The sequence below is a fragment of the Bacillus cereus group sp. BfR-BA-01408 genome, from assembly GCF_022663305.1.
Classification (GTDB): Bacteria; Bacillota; Bacilli; order Bacillales; family Bacillaceae_G; genus Bacillus_A; species Bacillus_A pacificus.
Genome location: NZ_JAKUFF010000017.1, coordinates 1 through 22,632, shown reverse-complemented (window position 1 = coordinate 22,632; position 22,632 = coordinate 1). Strand labels below are relative to the sequence as shown.

The following is a 22,632-nucleotide window of genomic DNA, read 5'->3' as shown; positions in this document are numbered from 1 at the left end:
TAAGAGAAAGTAACCCCACAATGGTGAAGGTATTTGTGGAGTTATATCTTTTTATTTAATTAGTTCTAAAAAGGCAGTTTCATTTTTCTTAATATAAGTCGAAATGGTTTGATGTGAATCATTACAGTAAGGTTTATTAATGGCACCATTTCGCATTAAATTAGCATAAGCACATCCTCCACCACAAAATAGTGAGATACTACAACTACTACACTGTTCGGAGTCAGTAATATCTTGATCCCAAATAGCATGCTTATCAGCATCTAAATTGTATTCAGGAAAAAAGGAACCCACTGCAGTTTCTGGCTTACCTACGGCCTCAGGACAAGCGTATATTAAACCTTCCGCACCAAATGCATAGAAACGCTGTTCTCTCGCACTACATTCTTTAAAATAAGGTAAACTATGCATGACAGAAGAGCAGGAATCAAGTTCACTTACCTTCTCCCAGTCAAAAGTTCGTATGGATTGACGGATTCTAGAAGTACGAATGTTAAGGTCTGTACCCAGTTTTGCGTTAAATTTATCCATAAATTCTTCTAAATCTCCGAAAATATTATAAATTTCGGCGAGTAATTCATGCTCTGGAAGGTGATTTGGTAGATTATCTCCGTAATGATCAGTAACAGGAGATACCTGCCAACCAAAATTAGGATAAGTATTCCAATGTTGATCTTCGATAAAGGTTGCTAATTCTTTTACATATGCAAGATTATCTTTATTCACATTAGTACGTAAGCCTACTGCGAAACCACGCTCTAATGCTAGTGAAATATTAGCAGCAATTCGATCGAATGTTCCTGTGCCACCAGCTGTAATACGTCGTTGATCATGAATATGTTTCGGTCCATCAATAGAAATTTGAAAATAATCCCAGTTCTCTTTGTAAGGCTCTAGAAAATCTAAGAATTCATGCAAGAATGTACCATTTGTAATGGCGTACATACGAAAACCGTATTCTTCTATTCCACGTTTAACAACTTGTTCAACTGTCTTTCGAGTTGTTGGAAGCAATGGTTCACCACCATATAACATCATGCGGTGGGTTGCATTCTCAAATCGACCACGTTCATTCTCCATAGACAAAATTTTATCAACTGCTTGGAACATTTTGTCTACTTCAGCAGGGGTTAAAGCATGTGAAATTTTATGTATTTCATGACCTTGGTAACAATAAGGACATCTAAGGTTACACATATATGTTGTGCATACGTTGAATGTAACTCCGGAATTACTATTTGCTAAAGATTCAGTCATCCGATCACGAATAATAGTAAGTTTATTTAATTCTTCATCACGGTCATTAAAAAGATAGCCACGTTTTGTTAAAAATGAGAGAAGTTCTTCTAATTCAGGATAAAGAGTTAATTTTTTATTACGCTTAATATCATCTAATACTTTTTTTATGTCTGTATTAATTACATCGAGTGCGCCACTTAGTGAATTGATTAGAACATAATTTCCATCAGATAATTTATATGTTGAATTATAGGTACTTGCTATCATAGCTTAGTTCCTCTCCTTATATTGAAATCTCTTCTTTAATAGTTTTTAAATATTCGAAAACCTGTTTATCTGTTTGTGGACAGTTTGGTTGATTCAAGTTCCCATGAACTATAAGAGCTTCAGCAGCACACCCTCCTCCACATATAGGTGATGAGGCACAAGATTTACATTGTGGAATGGTAAAGGAATTGAATTGTTTCCACTTTTCCCACTTCCAATCTTGGCGAGAGAATTTAGGGAAATAATCGCCGATTTTGAACTCTGATCTTCCAACTAAATCAGGACAAGCATATATATGGTTATCAGGTCCAAATACAACTCGTTTCCCTTCAGCAGATTCACAATAGACTATATTGGGAACAACCATTTCAATTTTGTTTTTTAATTCTGAATCTAACTGCATAATTGGTTTAAAGAAACGGTACATATCAGCTCCGAAGTTAAGAGATTTTTGTTTTTCTAATTTTTCAAAATCAGGAATATTTTTTTGTAATTTTTTTACGATTTCATAACCCTTCATTAAATCTTCTCCTAAGCCTTTACATGTATGATCTGTGACAGGCGAAAAAGAAATTGAGAAATTTTCATTTTCAAATAACTTGTTTTTTTTGTAATAGTCTACAAGAAGTGAAACATAATCAATATTTGTTTGGTCTATATTGACTCTTACAATGGTACGAATACCATGATTAAGTGAATCACAAATACCTTTTTGAATTTGATCAAATGTACCTTGACCTCCCGTCATAATACGTCGTTGATCATGAATATTCTTCGGTCCATCAACTGTAACCATAATACTCAGTCGATCACGGTAGTTTTGGAAAATCTCTACAAAAGAAGAAAGGTGATAGCCATTTGTATTGCAACCAATTTTGAAGTTACGCTTAACAGCTTCTTCACAGATTTGTTTGACTATTTTTTTGGTAAAAGGAAGGAGTGGTTCGCCTCCAAAAAGGTTAATCATACCGATTTTATAACCACTTTCTTTATGAAAGATGTCTATGGCTTGCATAACTGCTTGGAGTTGTTCTTCGGTTAAAGCTGTTATTTTCTCATGAAGGCTATGGCTTTCAAAACAATATGGGCAACGAAAGTTACATGTATATGTAGGGCAAATAACATACTGCATTTCATTTCCAGCGTCCACAATATTTTTAGCCTGCCATAGTCTATGGTCCCGATCCTCTGTGTTCTTAAATACGTAACCTCTATCAATTAAAATTTTAGTAGCATTTTTCTCTTCGTTAGTTAAATTTTCGTAATCTCTATATGACAATGTATCGATTAAATTAATTAAGTCATGAGAAAAAAAATCTACAGCACCAGTTAAGGTATTAATCATTAGAACTTCCTCGTTTAAAGGATATCGTAAATGATACTTGTTAATAATCATCAAATCACCCTTGTATAATTATTTTCTGTTCTTGCTAGGCAAGAACAGAAAATAATGAATTTAATAACTAAGTTTATTAAAAGATATAAGTATTTCGAGTGTTTATTTACTGTAAGTATAAATTAGATTTGGAAGCAACAATTAAAACAGCAATTATCACAACAAATTGAGCAGTTGAAGCATTTCATTTCATCCCTGTTTTCAAGTGTTTCCATTTGATCAGCTAACTTTGTCCAAAGCTGTTCATTGTCATTAACTGAACGGATTTTAAAAGATTTTTTTTCCATTTTTAAATCCCCCTCTTTTATAGTTGCTTTGTTTTCATATAAAGTAAAATGAAAGTGGATTCTGATATAAAATAGCTTTATGAAAATAAGTTGATAAACATTAAAAATTACTTTGCTGTACCAGAAAACTTCCATTATTTGGAGCCGGCTCAATAATTATAATAAATGGAATCATATGTAATTAGCAACTTCAAAATTCGGAATATTTCGTGACAGATTTTTCAGATATTAAAGTATAGAAATGGTGTTATAAATCTCACAAACATTCAAAAATACATAAAGAAATTCGTTCTCCTGAAAGAATAAGAGTAACCTGAACTATCTACAGAAGGGACGGATTGTATGATAACCTTTTTTTCATGAGTTTTGTGGTTTATCATTTGTGCCTCATATTTCTACTTTTTCACGTGTAGGTGCTTGGTTTCGAGAAGAAGGCATTCCTCTGCTTCACGAACAGGTACTAAAAGAAATTCATCGTGATTGATTCCTTGTGCTTTAATTAAAAGTACCGCCATTGTACCTACAAAACAACAATTGTGTGATAATTATATTTTTTTCATTTCCTCTTTAATCTCTTGATAAATATCCATCATTATATTGTTATCCCCATAGCAAAGTATCATTTCATTCTACTATGAAGCATTCCTCCTCTTTTTTAGATAGAAAAAGAGAGTCCCTTTATAGGCACTCTCTTTTATGTATATCCTCTATTTTTAATCGATTACGATTTCATGTATATTTAGCATGTTTAACTTTTCTTTATAAAAACTCAGTACTTTTTGAGCATGTTGTATAGTCATTAATCTATCTTGAACAGTAAGTGATTCAAAATACGGATAAACGAATATCTGTAGCATAACCATTTAGCTGCACGCACTGTTCTAAAATCAATGAGGATTCCTCATCTAATTTCCGACACGATTTGTGCAGCATTAAAAGGTTATGAGTTTTTGGGACTGTTCTACCGTTTAGTGCAATCTTATGTTCCATAGTTACGGTACGACTAGCACGTTCTAGAAACTCTTCTGGCCCATACACTAAAATATCAACTTGTGTTTCCATAACATCGTAAATACCCCAATTGATACGATTAATGACTCCCCTTTTTCTTGCTCCTACACCTTCTACAACAATACAGAGATCAAATTCACTGTCTTCATTTGGTGTGCCATATGCATGAGAGCCAAAAAGGATGATTTTTTGGACAGAAGACACAGTTTCACGAATCTTTTGAACCAATAGGTCCAATTCCCTTTGTACTTCTTCGTTAATCCGAATCACTCCTCGGATAAAGTAATTATATTGACGTTTAAGTATATTATACATGCGTTGCTCTTCTCCTTGCTATTACATATTTATTTTTATATTGTTCTCTTGTTTCCCAACGTTCTGCAATGCTTGATAACATTCGTATACCTGCTTAAAATCCTGTAAGAATCCATCATCAGAGATACTATGAAATCCTTTGAAGTTCTTTCTACACCAATATAAGAGATTAAATTCATCCTTAACTAAAAAAGAATCTGGATTGAAATGAATAAATGCCTCTGCTATACAAGCCAGAAGCAATGGTATCATTTCAGCATCCTCTTTTGATAAATCCAGTACAGATACAACGGTATACTGCTTATATTGATAGTATTGTGGCGGGACCCCACATCCATCAACTTGAAGGCTTTATAATGCCCCTAAAACAAAAAAATTACGTATTTTCACCTGAAGATGCCCATTTTCTCGTTTTGGTGTATTTGCTTTTCTTAGCTTGATTGGCATGGGGTGGGACCCCAAACAGTACGATTTTATTTCAAAGACACAATGATCTTACTACACACTTTTTATTTATCCCACACTCTCATATGCTAGTATTACTATTTTTTATTACTAATGTTGCCGTTTCACTCGGATGGCTAAGAGGAAAATGATGGCCATATGGAACAAAATCAACCTTACCAAGATGCGATGGAGCAGAATAGCCTCTGCCATGATCCCCCCAAATAATGTGAAGATTATACTTTGTTACTCCATTGAAATCACCTTGATCGTGTTTCAGTAGTAAACTGTTAAGCTGAACCGTAGTATTTAAAATTCTAGGGGAAGTAAAACTGTTACTTATTTTTTCAATATAATGTTCGGGGATGCTCTCCATACTTTCAAACAAACCATTACTTAGTAAATAACGCCCTATCAAATTAGTAGTTGCTAATTTTAATATCCATTTGTTCATAAATTGAGGAACATTTAGCGATTTAGCATTTTTTTTAGCAACAGGTGGCTGAAGTAAAGTGATTGCATACTTCTTATCCATGTACTCTTGTACCAATGCTTCCAGAAGAATAAACGCACCGAATGAATGTCCAATTAGATGTGCACCATTCGTAGCTTTCTCCAATAACTTTTTCACTACATTCAAATAGATATCTAGAAGATTGTTCTCTCGTTTAAAAGGAGAACGTCCCAAACCTGGAAGATCCAAGATCCATACAGGTTGACCAGTTTTTTCATGAAGCTCTTGTGCTAAAGGAAATAAATCCTCTCCATCACTCAATAAACCATGTAATAAAATAAACGGTTTACCCTCTCCTTGTAATTGGTAAAGGGTAGTGTTATCGCATAATGTTCGTTTAAATAAATGATTATGCTGGCCATTTTGATACATCATTCGATAATCCAGATCAGCTACTACGGCAGGGAGAAATTTCATTACACTCGTCTTCTTAAACCAATCTCCTCCCATAATTTTTTTCGCTGAAACATTTGAAAATTTTCGTTTTGTAATAAAATTCAGTCCATCAGAAGGAATTTTTGTTATTTTACTTACTCCACTATTCATAATTGCTTTCATAAATGGCATTGGAACAGAGATTTTTGGTGCCCTCATATTCATACTTTCCGACATAATACTTAATAATTCAGCAATGTTTTGATCGTGCTGTTTGTCTTCAACAAGTGTATATGTTTGAATAGTCGGTTGCTCCAATCTGAAAACCTGCACAATAAACTTCGCAAGCTCATCGTTTGAAATAAGTGGTAACCTATATCCCTTACCTCCAGGAATCACTGGCATGAGCCCTCTTCGCATACTCATCACAAGCAAACCTAATCCTGCTATCTGCTCTGTACTCCCTGTTTTACTACTACCGACTACAGTTGGCGGATTAATTACAGAAAGCGGATAACCTACTGCTGATGCCTGCTGACGGATATAAAGATCTGCTAAAAATTTTGTTCTCTCATATGGATTTTTTATTTTCAAATAATTGTTTCCTTCTTGAAACACATCAATTGCAATCTTGCTATTTTTATCATCAAAGGGACTCATATAACCTACAACATGAATAAATTGTTGCAAGCCCTTCAATTGATGAATACTTTTAGCTAATTCACTAATATGTTTGGCGCCATTTAAAAATACGGACGCTGCCTCTTTACTTGTCGCTTGAATATCCATGGAGCCTCCTGCGTGAATAATCACATCCGTTTTCAATACCCTCTCCTTATCTTCAGCACTTAGACCTAAATCTATTTTCGTCAAATCACCTTCAATAAAGTGCATGAATGCCTTTTTTAAGCTGCCTCTTTCTTGAAAAATGCGTATGGCTTGACTTTTCGACCTTACTAAAAGAAGAATTTTAACATCCTCTTTGGCTAATTCTTTCACTAATTGCTTTCCAATAAAGCCTGTTCCACCAGTTAAAAATACTGTTCTCATATAAGACCCCCTTTTTAGTACTACTTGGTACTAATTTGATGTAAAAAAAATGCTTCTTTTATCGAAGCAATTTAAAAAAATGATCTGCTGTTTTCGTGATTACAGTTGCATCCTTCAATGTTTCTGAAATAAATAACGCCCCTTCAAGATTTGTAATAAAAAGTGATGCAACCTCATCAATATGAATCGTATTTCTGAATTCTCCATTCTCTATCCCTTGTTTAAGTAATAGAGAAACTTTCTCTTGTAATCCTGTAAAAAAAAGACCTATTTTTTCTTTTATTTGCGTGGCCTGTGTAGGACTTTGAATATAAAGAGTAATAAATGGACAGCTCCCCTTATACTCTCTCGACTGAACTCCTTGTGCTAATTGCTTTAAAAACAGTTGGATACGATCTTCAACTAAAAATTGGTTCTGAGAAATTACGTCATCAATTGCAGATTGATACATTTCAATCCAATAATCAACGACCCCTTCTAATAATACTTCCTTATTAGAAAAGTGATAATACACATTAGACTTTGAAACTTTGCTTACACGTACTAATTCATCCATACTTGTATAAGCAAACCCTTTTTCTAAAAATAATGTTGCAGCTACTTCAATCACACGTTTTTGATTCATTAATTTTATCTTTGTCATAAATAGGACTATATAGTACTAATTTAAACATTGCAAGTATTTATGTTAATTTTTAAAAAAGTTTGATTAAAAAAGTTCCACCATTCATCATGTTTAAAACGAGCCAATGCTCTGATTTTATCCAGTATTGTAATGCCGCTCCTGAAGTAACAGATTTATATCGAATTAGCGGAGAATTTAATTATATGATGAATGTCATGAGCGATTCGATGGATTCTCTCGCTGCATTTTTAGACTCTTTAATGCAATTCGGCTTATCGTCTCCTTTAATTGTTTTAAAGAGTGAGTTTGAGGAGAAATTGTCGTTCTAATAAAGAGATACATATTATCCTCCGCTAACAGTAAAAGTTTTTCCTTTATGAGAAAAACCAACAAAATTAATGATTATTAAACAAAAAAAGAACATTGATTTTCAATGTTCTTTTTTTATATCTCTACTTATTAATTAAATTGCGCTGCGAAAAGAGCACCTTAATCCCCCTACCCCTGATTTCTCTGCGCTTCTCTAAACTCCTCCTTCACCTTCTCTAACAGCCCTTCTTCCGTAATTAATCGATACGCCGTATTTGCTAACGCTTTTGCCGATGTAATTAATGCTTTGTCTCCTAATTCTGAACGTGCTGCTTCTCTAAATTCATTCGTATGTGCAATTAAGTCATCTGGGCCGATTTTAATGTACGGATGAATGGTCGGTACGACTTGGCTTACATTTCCTGCATCTGTTGAGCCGATGCCAAATCTTTCTTTCCGATTTACGTCTTCACCTTGTAATTCTAGTTCTTCGGCTACGACTTCATTAAATGTTTTTGTTACGAGTAGTTCATCGATTTCATTTTGGAATTGATGGATTTTCACTTTTGCGCCTGTTGCTAACGCTGCTCCCTGAGCAATATTTTTTACTTTTTCTGTTACTTCCGCACATCTTTTTCGCGTCGCTGCACGGATGAAGAATCTTGCTGCGGCGTAGTCAGGAATAATGTTAGGTGCTTTTCCGCCTTCTGTAATAACACCATGAATCTTCACATCTGACGGAAGTTGTTGGCGAAGTGCGTTAATACTGTTGTACAGCTGAATCACCGCATCTAATGCGTTAATTCCTTCTTCAGGTGAAGCTGCAGCATGAGCTGTTTTTCCGTAAAAATGAAAATCAAGTGGATCGACTGCTAGTGAAGGACTCGTTGTTGCTGTTTTTCCGCTCGGATGAATCATAAGCGCCGCATCAATGTTTTTAAATAAACCCGCCTTTACATAACTCGATTTTGCGCTACCGTTCGGTCCTCCTTCTTCAGCTGGTGTTCCAAACACGACAACTTCTCCCCCAATTTCTTCAAGCGTTTCTGATAATGCAATTGCTGCTGCAACACTAATTGTGCCGATTAAATTGTGACCACATGCATGGCCAAGTCCTGGTAAAGCGTCGTACTCCGCTAAAAATGCGATTGCTGGCCCTTGTTTTCCAGAGCTTTTTCGCGCGATAAATCCCGTTTCATGTCCAGCTATATTGTGCTGCAACTGAAATCCTGCACTACCTAGTAATAAACTTAATGTTCTAGATGCATAAAACTCTTGGTTACCAATCTCCGGATTCGCATGAATATCATGACTTGTTTCTATGTACTTTTCCTTATTTCTTTCGATACTCTCTTCAATTGTTTTTCTTTGTGACGCTACTCCTGTCGCTCCCATTTTTCTTCCTCCTTTTATTTTCACGTAAAAAAGCCTCTTTCTAAAAGATAGAAAGAGGCTTCTGTATATACAGTCAAAATGAGCTTCTTTCTTATCTTTCAAGTTACCTTGCTGGAATTGGCACAGTATTCATAACGAATCCGCTGCCGAGGTTTCGTAGGGCCAGTCCCTCCACCTCTCGTGATAAGAATTTTCATAAAATTATATTAAATTATTTTCATTCTAAGTTCATTTCAAATAAAAGTCAAGGAATTCCTATCCGAATTTACCGAATATCTAAAAATCCTTTTAATACACCAATTGTCTCAGGTGCTTGCAGTCTTGCACATATGTACGGGAATTCCGTACTACCTTCAAATATCATTTGAGATGTGAGCGGTGCGCCTGCCCAGAAGATTTCATCATCAATTACGATAAACGGGAAAGCTTTATTTTGTCTTTGTAACTTTACATTTTTCAGTGGAACTGGTCCGTCACTATACACTGTTATCTGTGCATTTGTGCGCATTAACGGTTGCCATACTCGCTTATCCACTTGTTTTGTACTTGGAAGTGAAATAATAATTTTTCGTTTTGCGGCTAAAATATCTTTCAATAACCCTTTCGGCTCTTCAAGATTCATTTCCATAAACCAGCGTAATCGTTTCGATATTTTTCGTTCCCACAATTGTCTTGATGTCGTGCGATCATACACATCTCCGTGACGTTCTATATGAGCTGTTAATTGTGATAACGCTTGTTTTCTAGAAAGATTTTTACGCATATAATGACAGTCCGATAATTGAATGAACTTTCCTCTCGCCCTTGTCACTGCTACATTGACGAGGCGATGGTTTTTATGGTCAAAGAATAACACGCCAGGTCGTTCTTGCGGATAACTATCTACTGTATCAAAAATCATCATATCCCTTTCAGAACCTTGGAACTTATGAACCGTTGCTGCTAAAACAGGTATGTGACGATACTTCGTTTTTTGCAACATTTCTCTCATACACGTTGATAAAAAGCGGGATTGCGCCCTGTAAGGTGTAACAACACCGATCGATTGAACACCGTCTAACAGTCCGATTAACATCATTTGCATCGCTACTAAACCAGACATAATGTTAAAACGAGAACCAGAAGCAGCGTCTTTTAACGAAAAAGCTCCCATTAAACTCATATCAAATAAAACACTCGCCTCATTTGCGAACGGTTGTAGTTTTGCAAGTTCTTTACGCTCTGAAACAGACGGATGATCGTATACTCTATTTTTATAAATAAACGAGTTTGTAAACTTAGATATATCCGCATGCATACGTCTTTGTTCCTGCAGCATAAACAGGTTCGGGTGTGCTTCTGATTTATTAACAGACTCAACAATCCCGGCATGGTAAAACATATCTTCTCCAAGCCATTTTCGAACGAGTTCATGGTTCGCCATCGCAATTGGAGGTAACTGTAAAAAATCACCACATACGACGATGCGTTTTCCAAGTGAAGCAGCTAATGCAATTTGCGGAACATATGCCATACTTACTTCATCTACAACAACTAAATCAAATGTACGCTCATAAATAAGTGAATCAATGGCACATTTCGATAAAGTTGCGCCGATTACTTTCGCATTTTCAATGTATTCTTTTTCTACCTCTTTAATTTTCGCTTTTTGCTTTCGAAGATCACTTTCAATCTCTTGTATACGCTTCTTATCAGCAGACGTCGCTTTATATGATAAAATCTTTTCACGAAGCTCTTGGCGTGTTTCTTCTAAATAGAGTCTTTCTTCTCCCCAAGATCCGTTCGTCGTTTCAACTAACTTCGACGCAAGTAACGTTTCATGATTTCGTATATGTTCATGTTGACTATAACCGTAACGAACAATTTCACCCGGCGTCCATTTCTTTTTCTTTTCAATTTGCTTCGTTACTTCGCTCATTAATACGTCTACTGCCGCATTACTATGAGCTAATACTAGTACCGATTTTCCTTTTTGATAATGAGCCGAAATAATACGTGATAAATTGTAAGACTTCCCTGTTCCAGGCGGTCCCCACACGTACGTCGTCGGATTGTAAAACGAACGATACGCCAATTCATTTTTCGGATTTTTCATCTTCTCAATATGTTTCGGACTACTCGTCCCTTCAACAAGACGCTTTATACGATTACGTTTTAGCTTATCTTTACGTGCCTCTTTTAATCGCTCTTGCAGCTGCTCTAACAATTGCCACGGTTCACTATATAAAACCGCTTCTCGTATTTCACCTTGTATATAATCATTTAATTTCAGTTCTATTTCTAATCCATGTACAGATAATACTTCCCCTGTCGCTTCCTCACCATCGAACTCAATTCGAATCGGTGAACCTTCAGGTAAGCTTACTTCCGAAATAAGCTGAAATACGTATACTGTACTTTCATAATCTGTATATAAAAAACGACCGTTCATGATAGAAATTTTACTACCACCTATCGTTTTCCAATGTTTAATTTCATACGCTAATGCATAATGCCACTCTTTCATCGTTTCCGATAATGAAGGAGTTTGAGTAGGTGTATTCATCGTATAATCTCCTTCCTTCTCCCCAAACATACTTTCTCACTATACCATATAACACGCTAAAATTTGTAAGGTTTTTATCTTGCTTATTTTCTTAATTTTCAATAACATATTGTATATAATTTTCAGAAAGAAGGAATCTACATGCCAGTTAGAAGAATTGAACACGTCGGACTTATGGTTGCAAACCTAGAAACATCTATCGCATTTTATGAAGAAGTAGTTGGCTTACAACTCATTAAACGTATGGGACACCCGAATCCAGACTTAAAACTCGCTTTTTTAGGTGTGGAGGAATCAAAAGAAACGATACTCGAATTAATTGAAGGCTACAACTCTTCCCTTCCGGCAGAAGGAAAAGTACATCACATTTGCTTTAAAGTGGATTCATTAGAGGATGAAATCGAAAGAATACAGAAACACGGCGTAACCTTCCTACTAGGAGAGGAAATTGAAACATTACCAGATGGAACACGTTACATATTCTTCGCGGGTCCTGATGGAGAGTGGATTGAGTTTTTTGAGACGGAGAGATAAAGGAATATTTTAATAATAGAACCAGATTTTATAGTAAAATAAATACCATGGTATGAATGTACGTTTTACATATGAACCCAATAAACCATGTGCTTATAGAATTGAGAAAGACTTTAAAACAAATAAGTTATATATTTTAAGACAGTAATACTCCAAGCAATATAGTTAGAACGTCAGGAACTTAAATGATTTAAGATTCAAATATGGGCAGCCCGACCCCCGCCTAACTTCTTTGCTTTCGCCGAATTTTGAGGTGGGGGTCTTACTGCCCATTAAAGCGGGATAAAAGTTAAAGTATACGACTCAGGAAAAGAAGGTTTTGTAGTGTGCTGCGCATTCAAGAATTAATTCTTACGTAGGGAGTGCTTATATGAAAAGATTGAAACATGTAATATTGCTATTATTATGTTTCTTATGTCTAAGTGGTTGTAATCAAGAAAATGGAGCTGAGATACAAGAATATATAAAAAAAAAACACGGTATTGATGTTGTTGTAACACATTGGAGCCCGATAAATGAAAATAATGGGGGTGATACCTACCATACTGTGCAAGAAAAAAATAACAAATATCTAAAATTCCGAGTAAAGGTACAAGGTCTCCTCTATTCATATCCAGTAGGTGATGAATACCAATATGGAAAAAAAACATATGAGGAATATAAGAAATTCAAACCAATACTAGAAGAAATAAAAAAATTAGGCTACGTGGAATCTGAAACGGAAAATGTTCTTCAATATATTTTAGATAATAAAAATCCAGATGAAGGAAAACCAACTAATGAATTATTATTAACTTTACAAATGAGTAACGAGATTGACTTTAGCCAATTGGATTCAGTAGAATTAGATCGTTTATATGCTCTATTTCAACTCATTCAGAGGAATAATAAAAAGATAACAGAACTAGAGATTAAGGATCAAAATGGTGAATCTTTAGGTGGTCCTTTTAAAAATGTACAAAACATAATAACAAAAGAAAAATTGTTACAAACAATGAAATCTACGATGTCAGATGCCATAAACAAATATTAGGGAAATTGGATTAGAGCACACACCACAGTAGAGACGAGATTACATGAAATGCTAAACGATTGATTTGCAATTAAAAGTATTACTTATTCAAGTTAAGATAATGAGGATAGTCGAAAATATTTAGTGACTTTAGTTATTAATACTACGAATAATATATTTGAAAACAATTCCCCTTTAAGGATTTAATCAAAATACCATAATCCTTAAAGGGGGTACAGCCGAGAAACGTGTAAAAACTAAAAACGTGTTTAAAAAAAAGATTGAACAAATTAACCTAAGATTCTATTCTAGAGTTTTTGCTGCATAATCTCCGTAAAAGTAAGAATTATCTAACTCATCATATTTAGGAGTAGCAATTATAGTGTATTTACCACCTTCATCGACTTCAAACAAAGCTACATTATTATATTCCGATCCCCCATTTGAATCATCTACGAGCATATCTATGTTGTATATCCCTTTTGTTAATACTCCACTTTTTTGAAAGTCCTCAATTAGATCTTGGGCCTTTGGAATAGGATGTTTATTTTTAGACATGTCAAATTTAAATAGAAAATTTACTACACCTAAATACCTGACATTATAATTTTCACGTCGTGGGTCACTCGGTATTAATGTAGGTAAAAGTTTAGTAGTATCTATCTTTTGGGTCTTTTTAAAATCATCAAGTAGCTCTTGAGAATAAATTATATTAAACTTAAGGTTGTCGTAAGGAAATATATAAACAGGACCATTTTCTACCGAAATAAATTTATTAGGATATTTCACTAATCCATATTTTTTTATGATCTGTTCAATTACTTGAACTACTTCTGGATGTTGCTCAATATATGCACCCTTGAATTGTTCAAAATAGATATCGTCACTGTCATCATTTAAAATTTTCAAAGTACCCCTTTCAATCATTAAAAACGGATAAGCATGATATGGCTTTTTCATTTCTACATAAGTTTGATGACCAATTCCTCCAAACCAATTATTATCTGTCTGAATAACAGAAAACTCCCCTTGTATTCCATAGTTTGTTTTTAAATATTCTTGTATGGGGTGATTCAGTTTATCTTTAGAGAAATAACAGCCACTAAGAATTAGGAATGATGTACTTACTAAGATGACTTGAATCAATCTTTTCACAAATAAAAGTCTCCTCCCTTTTCCTATAAGGGTATTGTATCCCTATTAGAAGTAGTTTTATTATAACTCTTTTACTTCTTTGAAGCGTTTTACATCATGATAATATCCAGAGAGTCCTTCAGTCTTACAATCATAATAATACGTATATCTCGCTATTTCAGCAAGTTGAAGTGTAAAGGATAACTTACTACTATCCTTTTTATTTTTACCACCTAAAACGTCCTACAGGTTCATGACCAGCAGCCTTTAAAGCTTTACTTCTTTCTAAAGTGACTTCCGTTATACAACCACAAATCTTTCCTTTTCGATCAGAATCCCCGGTACTAACTAACGCCGATAACCAATTTGACTTATTTGCAATACCATCCGGAGTAAGACGGTATGCATCTATTGACCAATAATGATACTTTATGTAAATCACACAGATAGATAGCGGTATACAGCTCTTCTTTTTTGTTACACTTCAATCAAAAGGGGGAATAATTTTGAAAAAATAGATTAAAATCACATCAAGCTTCGTTATTGCTATAGCAGTTGGTAGTTTTACTGGTTACAAAGTCGGTACATATGCAGGTTCAGACGTTAAGGAAAAGCAGACTGATAAAATTAAAGGGGAAGAGGTAATACTTGACCTCAATTCTGATCGTCATATAATTAGTGCAATGCACAAAATGACTCATCAAAAAGTATTATCTCATGAAAAGCAAGGATTCATTAAAATGACTCCAGAAAACATCGAAACAGTACGTCAAGTAATTGATGAAAGTAATAGTGGAACCTTACAACATAAAGAACAGTACCTCAAGATTTTGGTTCGTTGGTATGAAGGCGATTTCTCTCAATCCGTTGAGGAGCATAATTTATTATGGGAATTGGAAAATAACAGCACTGGTCAAGCATACGAATTAGCGACATCAAAACAAGAAGAAGCATATATTCTAGAACAAGGGAATTCTGAAAAGCAATAAAAAAATGGACCTGTTACCAGGTCTTTTCTTGTATTTTCTCTGTTATCCCCTTTAAAAACAGCTTAAATCATACAACCTTCCCTCCCCTAGTTACTGAATAATAGTTTTGTTCATAATTTCGTAACATGTATAGACAGGTATATATGTTATAATCAACTTAGCAAATTACAATAAATTTGCATTTCCTGTGCCCCTTACCTCCCAGTAAGGGGCGTACCCTTTTCTAAGGAACTATATGCCGACATACGTATTCCTATTTATATAGGAATTTTTTTATAAAGGAAGAATGCAAAAAAGAAGGGATAATCCCTTCTTTTTTGCATCCTGTGTCCCTTATTATTTACTATAACCATGATTCAATTTCGTTAACTTATCATTGATGTGAAAAATTCTTACTCTAATATCTTTAACACGAGATCCTTGAAGTCTATGGTTGTGCATTTCGGCGTATTTTTCAGCATCTTGTTTTTCTTCAAATACATAGATGCCTCCAGCTTCTTTCGTTTTTTCATTCGTTACATATTACTTATCTAATTAAGAAACATTCATATACCAGCCCAAACATCTTTTCCATATCGCCCTTCATCTTGCACTCGATCCAACCAATTCCTTGCTTCTTGTTCACTGACTTCATGAATTTCTTGATAGGCTTGACAAAGGGTGTCTTCTACGTCAGGAGCCATTTTACTTCCATCACCACATATATAAAGATGGGCCCCATTATCTAATAACGAAATTAAATTCATTCTATCTTCTTTTATTAAATGCTGTACATATGTTTTAGGATGTCCTTCTAAGCGAGAAAAAGCTGTGTGTATAGAGATTAATCCATCTCTTTCATCATTTTCTAGTTCTGTACGATAGAGATAATCCTTTTCAGGATGACGACAACCAAAGTATAGATGTGCTTCGCCTAAGTTCATACCTTTTTGCTTTTGAACGCGACGCGCTTGTAAGAATCCACGGAATGGTGCAATTCCAGTACCTGGTCCAACCATAATAATTGGTGTTTCTGGATTTTCAGGTAATTGAAAGTTTGATTGTGGCGTTCGAATGAAACAGATAATCTCATCTTTATTATGACGCTGAGCTAAATAATTAGAAGCGACTCCTTCATATGTCCCTTCCCCGCTCCATGCGGGCGCATTCACAACACCAACCGTAATACTCAGACGATCCTGTGCAATGAGTGGAGAGCTTGAAATTGAATAGTAACGCGGTTTGAGCGCCGGAAGAAGTTCTAAAAAACGTTCAAATCGAATTTCACAAGCCTCATACTTTTCAAGAAGATCTAACATTGAAATACGTTTCTTTAATATTTGTTCATGATAAACTCCGTCTTCCAATAATGATTCCAATTCCTTTTTATGAGGAGGGCATGCTGTGAATGTCACCATTTCTCGTATTTGTGCTCGAGTGGCTGCTTCTTGCACTTCGACACTATAACTAAGAAGGTCATATAAACGAACAGGACTGTCTAAAGGTATGTGATTTACACTGCGCCCACTTGCGCTTAATATGACTTGATCCTTCCCGTTTAATCCAAAGCGTTTTAAAATTCGGTTGACATTTTTCTCACTATTAATTGGCAGCACCCCAAGGTGGTCTCCTTCTTTATACGTAGCGCCTTCTGGCAAGGATATCTCAATATGTCGCGTGCTTCTTTCACTGCTAGATGATTGAAGTTCACGATTTTCTAGTATAGATGCATAAACTGCTTCATATGTTCGCGCAAGAGGAGATCCTCCAAGACGGCTGACAAATTGCAGACTCAAAGTACTGCGTTCTTTCTCAATATTTTTGTTAAGTTCCAATCCAAATGCCTTCATCGCATCAGACCACATACTTTCTTTCCATTGCTCGAGCTGTTCCTCGAAATCACCACTTGCATCCGCTTCTCCACGTGTAGAAAATCTTGTTGCTCCTTTTTGAGCCATTTGCTCATCAATGTATCTTGGTATTCGCTGATAGGTACTAGCCCAATTATGGTCTCCACAACCAAAAACTGCGTATTGAACACCTTTTAGCTCATCCGGTTTTAATTCTTCCAACCACTGCACAAACTGTCCTGCATTACTTGGCGGCTTTCCATTATAAGAAGAAGTTACAATAAGAACCGCTCCTTCTTTTGGCAAACTTCCAATTCGATCGTTAAGAGCTGCCACTTCCGTTTGAACACCTTCTAAACTAGCTGTATCTGCTAGCTCTCTTGCAATACCTTCTGCTACCCCTGTATCCGAGCCATACAGAACAAGAAGCGAAAGATTATCGGCTCCAATAATAGAAGGAGACTTCTGAACTCGCTGCTTAATTTCATGGTTTTTCAGTTTCTCCTCTGCAGGCGCAAGAACAGTAGTATGGCTAATAGTTTGATTTCGGGGTACAATCCTAATTTTAAAATCACCAGGCTTTAGCGTTAATGTTTGTTTTACATCCAGCTGATAGTCTTCATAATCGATGAATTCAAAATGTTGAAGAAGCATTCCCATTACGAGTGTCGCTTCATGAAGTGCAAACTGCATACCGATACATGCTCGTTGACCATTTCCAAATGGCTTATAAGCATGATGAGGAACCTTATCCAGATCTTCAAATCGTTCAGGTTGGAACTCTTCCACGTTGTCTCCCCACGCGTCTTTATCCCTATGTAACTGTGGAATAAGAACAGAAATACGATCTTCTCCTTTTTTAATTGGATATTTCCCACCAATCACTGTATCTTCTTTTGCATAGAGACTGAATGCTGGAGCAGTAGGCCATAGACGTAGCGATTCATTTAAAATCATACGTATATACTTAAGTTTCATAACTTGTTGATATGTTGGAGTAGGATCTGTCAAAACACGGTCTACTTCTTCATAGGCTTTTTTCAATTTATCTGGATTTTTTAATAAAAAATAGATTGCAAAAGATAACAATCCACTTGTTGTCTCATGTCCAGCTATTAAGAAGGTAATAATTTGGAAACGAATATTTTCATCATCTAATTTTTCACCAGTTTCCGGATCTTGCACATGTAACATACGGGAAAGTAAATCATTTTCTTCCTGATTCCCACTACTTTTACGTTCAGCAATAATATTATCTACTAAAGAAAACATGGATTGAATATCATGTTGAAATTGACGTTTCGTTCTCCACATGAGTTTATCTTCTATATCCAGCCGCTGCAATTGGTGCATTGCCTCATCTAGAGCACGGGTCATGCTAGTAATAAAAGGATGAGGGGTCTCACGATAAAAGCTATTAAATCGATAATTAAAACCACATAGACCAATTGTATCTAATGTAAGGCGAGTCATATCCTCTGGAACATCTACGTTTTCATTCGGATTCAGTCTTGCCCATTTTTGAACGAGTTGTACGGCAATATCGACCATCATGGCATGGTAATCTTTCATTGCCCGTTGGCTGAATGTAGGCATCAAAATATTATGAGCTTTTTTCCAGTTAGGCTCTTGAGTCTCACTTGTAAATAATCCGTCTCCAGCAAAGGCACGAACCTTTGCTAAAGCACCCTCTATACTTTTATCGAATCGTGTTTCGTCACAGACTTCTGCTACCAGTTCATGTCCAGAAACGACAATGATCGTATCACTTAAAGTTTGCATTCGAAAAATGGGACCATACTCTTCCGCTATCTTGATAAAGGATAAGGTCGGTTTATCTTTATCGATTAATGGGAGATTCCCTAGCGGTCCATATGTTTTCGGCTGAGGAATGGCAGATACTTTTTTATCCATTAAAAACACCCTTTCAAAAAGTATGAAATAAAATATCCCATTCAATAAAAAGAAGCTAGCAATGAATCGCCTGGGATAAAAATATGTAATTAATTACCTTAATTTATCTTTCCCCTAACTATTCATGATTATGATATTGCTTATAAGGTTGATATTAGATTTATAACTTGCAGAAAAAATACTAAATTAAAATAAGGGGTATTATTATAATGTTTATCAAAAATTGTAGTATTGGGAAAACAAATAGTTTCTAATGTCTCTTCAAACAAATACGATAACCAAGTATACTGTGTTGCTAATAAAAAAGGATCTGATATGAAGATCAGATCCTTTTTCATTATGTGTAATTATTTCACTGTTTCTTTCAGTTCTTTTCCCATTTTAATTATCAGCTTCTGAGCAGCAAAAAACTCGTAGAAATCATTATGTAGAGTTTATTTCACTCTATCGATTTAATCTCTCGACTGCTTCCGGGCTTGTATCTACACGTTTAACGAAAAAAACTAATAGTAGTGCAACAACATTCATGCCAAGCGCTACATAGAACGAATATTGGATTCCAGATAATAAAGCCTTCTGCGTTACTATTACCTTCGTAGCTTCTGTGAAGGTTGTTGGATCTAATTCAGACATTAGACTTTCAGCTTTTGTTTTTGTTACAGAATTCATAATCGTAACAAGAATAGCAGTACCAATTGAACCGGACACTTGTTGAGCTGTATTATTAACAGCTGTACCGTGCGGATTTAAGCGAGTTGGCAATTGATTAAGACCATTTGTCATAAGTGGCATCATCACCATCGCCATCCCAAACATCCGCAGCGTGTAAATAAGAATAATATGTGTGTGACTAGAGTCGATTTGCAGGTTTGCCAGCATATAAGTTGAAACGGCTGTAATGGAAAGTCCCACTATACCAAGAATCCGAGGGCCATATTTATCGAATAGTTTACCTGTAATTGGTGACATAACTCCCATTATTACCGCACCTGGAAGCATCATCAGCCCAGAGCTCAGCGGTGAAATACCGCGGACATTTTGTACATAAGCTGGTGTTAAAATCATACCCGAAAACATGGCTACTGCGTTGACAATTGCAATTACAGACGCAAGTGCAAACATTGGATACTTGTAAACACGTAAATCCAATAACGGTTCATTCATTTTTAATTGACGGATAATGAAAGCAATTAGGGCAATAGCGCCTACGATTAAGGTTGTTAAGACAACTTTATTCGTCCAACCATTGGAGCTTGCAGAACTGAATCCATATAACAGACCGCCAAAACCGACAGAAGATAATAGTAATGAGAGATAATCCAGTTTTTCATTTTTGTTTTGTCTCATGACATTCTCCGATTTCCAAATCCCTAACAGTAAGCTTATGATTGCTAACGGTAAAATCATTTCAAAAAGCAAACGCCAGTCATAATACTCTACAATATAACCTGATAATGTTGGCCCAATGGCTGGAGCTGTAATCATAACTAATCCAAAAATCCCCATTGCTGTTCCCCTTTTTTCTCTTGGAAAGCTTACTAGCATAATATTCATTAACAAAGGTCCCATGACTGAAGAACCTGCTGCTTGAACCATCCGGCCAGTAAGTAATAAACCGAAGTTCGGTGCTACAGCCGCTAAGGCCGTACCAAGGATAAAAATCAACATTGATGTAATAAATAAACTCCTATTGGAGAAGCGGGTTATTAAAAATGCTGATGCCGGAATTAATATACCACTTACAAGCATATATCCTGTAGAAAGCCACTGGATCGTTGAATAATCTTGAATGTCTAAATCCTTCATTATTGATGGCAAGGCTACATTTAAAAGCGAGTTATTTAGAAATGAAACAAATGCTCCAATAAAAAGGATGACAAGCATTAAATATGGTGGCTTTCTTTTATGTAATGTTTCACTCATATATTCATTTACCCCTTCATTATATATTCCATTAATTCGTTTAAGCCGTTTGCATATCTGCACAAGAATACATTGCCCTTGCAGTATTTTGCCAAACTCTTCGAATGGATATTCTCTTTTTAGCAATTCTACTTGCTCAACGTTACATCTGAAAATCTTTTTTATTGATTAAACCTTTATAAGCGCGTTTGTTAACCGAAATTAAATTAGGCTGCATTTTGAGGTAAAGTTGTCTTATCGCTCACAAATAGCAGGATAAATCAACAAGACAAGACCACACCTATTCCTTTAAATACAGGCTTGTAAATCTAGTTATGTAACCATCCATAAAAAGGAATATCACATAGGCTAAGTCTAACATTACATTTTTACAGTAAGGGGAATAAGCTTATGCACCAATATCGGTATTTGAATTCAAAAGGAAATCAGGAGCATTATAATCACCAAAATTCAATGTCATCATTATATGTACAGCCCCAAATAGCTAAAGCTGAGGGAATGAATGATTTGAAGATTCCTGAGAATTGGAGTTATCGCTTCTATCCAGTTGGTTCGGATTCACCAATCAATTATACAGCTTTCCATCCTCAGTCCCCTCCCTTCTCTTTGGATCAGCCAATCCATTATGCAGGGATGATGCCCCAAGGACATCCCGCTAATTGGCCTCCATTCCCAGGCCATGCAAGTAATTTTCAAAAACCTCCCTTACCCTGGGCTCAACCATTCAACCATACAGGGATGTTCGCACAAGGTCATCTTGCCGCTTTACTCTCACCGCCAGCTAAGGCTTTTAAATTTAATAGCAATAACTGGGGTATTTTCGGAAACTCTCCCGGATGGGGAGGACAGATAAGTCCCATGGGATGGGGGAATAACGGCGGTTACGGTCAGCCAGGAATGCTTGGAAACTTACTTACAGTAGGAAAAGGCACTATGAATGGAATTGGAATGCTTAGTAGTCTAATGGGTATGGGGAAGTTCTTTTTTTAGTGGATTAGAACGAGAGGATAGGTCCATAGCTCAAACATGCCCATCAGTGTATTGATTATATGGTTCCAGTACTCCCTCCAAGTTCGGTTCCTCTTATGTCAAATTATAAAAACATCTATTGCCTTGTATGTGATAACTTGATACAGGTATGGTGGCATCAACAAAACGCTACAAAAAACCGGTTCCTTTACGAAAGAACCGGTTTTTGTAGTTCTTATTTCTTTGAAAAGTAGTCAAATCTTTTTTTCATTATTTAACACTTTGAACACGGCCAATTTGTCCATCTTGTAGTCGAACTTTAATGCCGTATGTATGTGTTTCACTATGTGTCAAAATGTCTTTTACAACGCCACTTACAGTTTTACTATAATCATTATCCAATTGAATAACTACATGCGAACCAACTGAAATTTGTGATCTTGTTGGTTTCCCACCTGTTGCTTGTGTTGGTTTTTCTTGTTTTTGTGTTCTCTCCTGTTGTGTAGACTGCTGTTGCTGAGCTTTCTTCTCTTCTTGCTTACGTTTTTCTTCTTCT

Annotated in this window: 14 protein-coding genes, 7 pseudogenes and 1 riboswitch; of the genes and pseudogenes, 6 read left to right on the top strand and 15 right to left on the bottom strand. The window is 35.6% G+C overall.

What is annotated here, in order from left to right:
• Window positions 1–51: 51 nt before the first annotated feature.
• Together MR083_RS10365 and MR083_RS10360 are read right to left on the bottom strand one after the other, a co-directional pair.
• Window positions 52–1,506, bottom strand: a complete 1,455-nt coding sequence (locus MR083_RS10365) for a radical SAM/SPASM domain-containing protein (protein WP_000562081.1) — start codon at window positions 1,504–1,506, stop codon at window positions 52–54.
• A 16-nt stretch (window positions 1,507–1,522) separates the two neighbouring features.
• Window positions 1,523–2,851, bottom strand: a complete 1,329-nt coding sequence (locus tag MR083_RS10360) for a radical SAM/SPASM domain-containing protein (RefSeq protein WP_000611138.1) — start codon at window positions 2,849–2,851, stop codon at window positions 1,523–1,525.
• Between the two features lie 687 nt (window positions 2,852–3,538).
• Between MR083_RS10360 and MR083_RS10355 the strand changes: the two are divergent.
• Window positions 3,539–3,705, top strand: a pseudogene (locus MR083_RS10355) (ISNCY family transposase); the annotation flags it as partial.
• A gap of 197 nt (window positions 3,706–3,902) precedes the next feature.
• Here MR083_RS10355 and MR083_RS28160 read toward each other — a convergent pair.
• The 5 genes and pseudogenes from MR083_RS28160 to MR083_RS10335 all read right to left on the bottom strand — a co-directional run.
• Window positions 3,903–4,167, bottom strand: a pseudogene (locus MR083_RS28160) (HEPN domain-containing protein); the annotation flags it as partial.
• Window positions 4,144–4,515: pseudogene (locus MR083_RS10345) on the bottom strand (nucleotidyltransferase domain-containing protein); the annotation flags it as partial. The pseudogenes MR083_RS28160 and MR083_RS10345, both read right to left, overlap by 24 nt.
• A gap of 21 nt (window positions 4,516–4,536) precedes the next feature.
• Window positions 4,537–4,848, bottom strand: a pseudogene (locus tag MR083_RS28010) (hypothetical protein); the annotation flags it as partial.
• 193 nt (window positions 4,849–5,041) lie between these two features.
• On the bottom strand, window positions 5,042–6,898 hold the full coding sequence (locus tag MR083_RS10340; RefSeq protein WP_242269147.1) for an alpha/beta fold hydrolase: 1,857 nt from the start codon (window positions 6,896–6,898) through the stop codon (window positions 5,042–5,044).
• A gap of 58 nt (window positions 6,899–6,956) precedes the next feature.
• Window positions 6,957–7,523, bottom strand: a complete 567-nt coding sequence (locus MR083_RS10335; protein ID WP_001072316.1) for a TetR/AcrR family transcriptional regulator — start codon at window positions 7,521–7,523, stop codon at window positions 6,957–6,959.
• An 86-nt stretch (window positions 7,524–7,609) separates the two neighbouring features.
• On the opposite strand from MR083_RS10335, the pseudogene MR083_RS10330 reads away from it, so the two are divergent.
• Window positions 7,610–7,852 (top strand): annotated as a pseudogene (locus MR083_RS10330) (Lrp/AsnC ligand binding domain-containing protein); the annotation flags it as partial.
• Window positions 7,853–8,021: 169 nt separating this feature from the next.
• Here MR083_RS10330 and MR083_RS10325 read toward each other — a convergent pair.
• Both MR083_RS10325 and MR083_RS10320 read right to left on the bottom strand, forming a co-directional pair.
• Entirely contained in the window at window positions 8,022–9,227 is a 1,206-nt protein-coding gene (locus MR083_RS10325; RefSeq protein WP_098922658.1) for a M20 family metallopeptidase, read from the bottom strand.
• A gap of 88 nt (window positions 9,228–9,315) precedes the next feature.
• Window positions 9,316–9,417, bottom strand: a riboswitch (SAM riboswitch).
• Window positions 9,418–9,492: 75 nt separating this feature from the next.
• Window positions 9,493–11,802 (bottom strand): AAA domain-containing protein, encoded by a 2,310-nt coding sequence (locus MR083_RS10320; protein ID WP_242269145.1) that lies wholly within the window; start codon window positions 11,800–11,802, stop codon window positions 9,493–9,495.
• A gap of 111 nt (window positions 11,803–11,913) precedes the next feature.
• Between MR083_RS10320 and MR083_RS10315 the strand changes: the two genes are divergently transcribed.
• Window positions 11,914–12,306: a VOC family protein gene (locus tag MR083_RS10315; RefSeq protein WP_001145272.1), complete on the top strand. Its 393-nt coding sequence runs from the start codon at window positions 11,914–11,916 to the stop codon at window positions 12,304–12,306.
• A gap of 370 nt (window positions 12,307–12,676) precedes the next feature.
• Window positions 12,677–13,516 (top strand): annotated as a pseudogene (locus MR083_RS10310) (hypothetical protein); the annotation flags it as partial.
• A gap of 105 nt (window positions 13,517–13,621) precedes the next feature.
• Here the strand turns inward: MR083_RS10310 and MR083_RS10305 are convergent.
• Entirely contained in the window at window positions 13,622–14,473 is an 852-nt protein-coding gene (locus MR083_RS10305) for a hypothetical protein (RefSeq protein ID WP_242269143.1), read from the bottom strand.
• A gap of 205 nt (window positions 14,474–14,678) precedes the next feature.
• On the bottom strand, window positions 14,679–14,894 hold the full coding sequence (locus MR083_RS10300; protein ID WP_011040494.1) for a hypothetical protein: 216 nt from the start codon (window positions 14,892–14,894) through the stop codon (window positions 14,679–14,681).
• 76 nt (window positions 14,895–14,970) lie between these two features.
• On the opposite strand from MR083_RS10300, the gene MR083_RS10295 reads away from it, so the two are divergent.
• Complete coding sequence (locus MR083_RS10295; RefSeq protein WP_242269185.1) at window positions 14,971–15,441, top strand: PRK06770 family protein; 471 nt, start codon at window positions 14,971–14,973, stop codon at window positions 15,439–15,441.
• 336 nt (window positions 15,442–15,777) lie between these two features.
• On the opposite strand, the pseudogene MR083_RS10290 reads toward MR083_RS10295, so the two are convergent.
• The 3 genes and pseudogenes from MR083_RS10290 to MR083_RS10280 form a co-directional block, all read right to left on the bottom strand.
• Window positions 15,778–15,954 (bottom strand): annotated as a pseudogene (locus tag MR083_RS10290) (YdhR family protein); the annotation flags it as partial.
• 32 nt (window positions 15,955–15,986) lie between these two features.
• Window positions 15,987–19,184 carry a bifunctional P-450/NADPH--P450 reductase gene (gene cypD, locus MR083_RS10285; protein WP_242269141.1) on the bottom strand — a complete coding sequence of 1,066 codons (3,198 nt, stop codon included), beginning with the start codon at window positions 19,182–19,184 and terminating at the stop codon, window positions 15,987–15,989.
• Window positions 19,185–19,628: 444 nt separating this feature from the next.
• The gene (locus tag MR083_RS10280; protein WP_242269139.1) at window positions 19,629–21,107 is read right to left on the bottom strand and encodes a DHA2 family efflux MFS transporter permease subunit; all 1,479 of its coding nucleotides are present in this window, start codon (window positions 21,105–21,107) and stop codon (window positions 19,629–19,631) included.
• A gap of 390 nt (window positions 21,108–21,497) precedes the next feature.
• On the opposite strand from MR083_RS10280, the gene MR083_RS10275 reads away from it, so the two are divergent.
• The gene (locus tag MR083_RS10275) at window positions 21,498–22,097 is read left to right on the top strand and encodes a hypothetical protein (RefSeq protein WP_242269137.1); all 600 of its coding nucleotides are present in this window, start codon (window positions 21,498–21,500) and stop codon (window positions 22,095–22,097) included.
• A gap of 249 nt (window positions 22,098–22,346) precedes the next feature.
• Here the strand turns inward: MR083_RS10275 and MR083_RS10270 are convergent.
• On the bottom strand, window positions 22,347–22,632 hold a 286-nt coding region (locus MR083_RS10270), incomplete at its 5' end, for a YwbE family protein (protein WP_242269135.1).

Coding starts and splice junctions, on each gene's coding strand:
- MR083_RS10365 (WP_000562081.1), bottom strand. CDS start 1,506: ATGATAGCAAGTACCTATAATTCAACATATAAATTATCTGATGGAAAT.
- MR083_RS10360 (WP_000611138.1), bottom strand. CDS start 2,851: ATGATTAATACCTTAACTGGTGCTGTAGATTTTTTTTCTCATGACTTA.
- MR083_RS10340 (WP_242269147.1), bottom strand. CDS start 6,898: ATGAGAACAGTATTTTTAACTGGTGGAACAGGCTTTATTGGAAAGCAA.
- MR083_RS10335 (WP_001072316.1), bottom strand. CDS start 7,523: ATGAATCAAAAACGTGTGATTGAAGTAGCTGCAACATTATTTTTAGAA.
- MR083_RS10325 (WP_098922658.1), bottom strand. CDS start 9,227: ATGGGAGCGACAGGAGTAGCGTCACAAAGAAAAACAATTGAAGAGAGT.
- MR083_RS10320 (WP_242269145.1), bottom strand. CDS start 11,802: ATGTTTGGGGAGAAGGAAGGAGATTATACGATGAATACACCTACTCAA.
- MR083_RS10315 (WP_001145272.1), top strand. CDS start 11,914: ATGCCAGTTAGAAGAATTGAACACGTCGGACTTATGGTTGCAAACCTA.
- cypD (WP_242269141.1), bottom strand. CDS start 19,184: ATGGATAAAAAAGTATCTGCCATTCCTCAGCCGAAAACATATGGACCG.
- MR083_RS10280 (WP_242269139.1), bottom strand. CDS start 21,107: ATGAGTGAAACATTACATAAAAGAAAGCCACCATATTTAATGCTTGTC.
- MR083_RS10275 (WP_242269137.1), top strand. CDS start 21,498: ATGCACCAATATCGGTATTTGAATTCAAAAGGAAATCAGGAGCATTAT.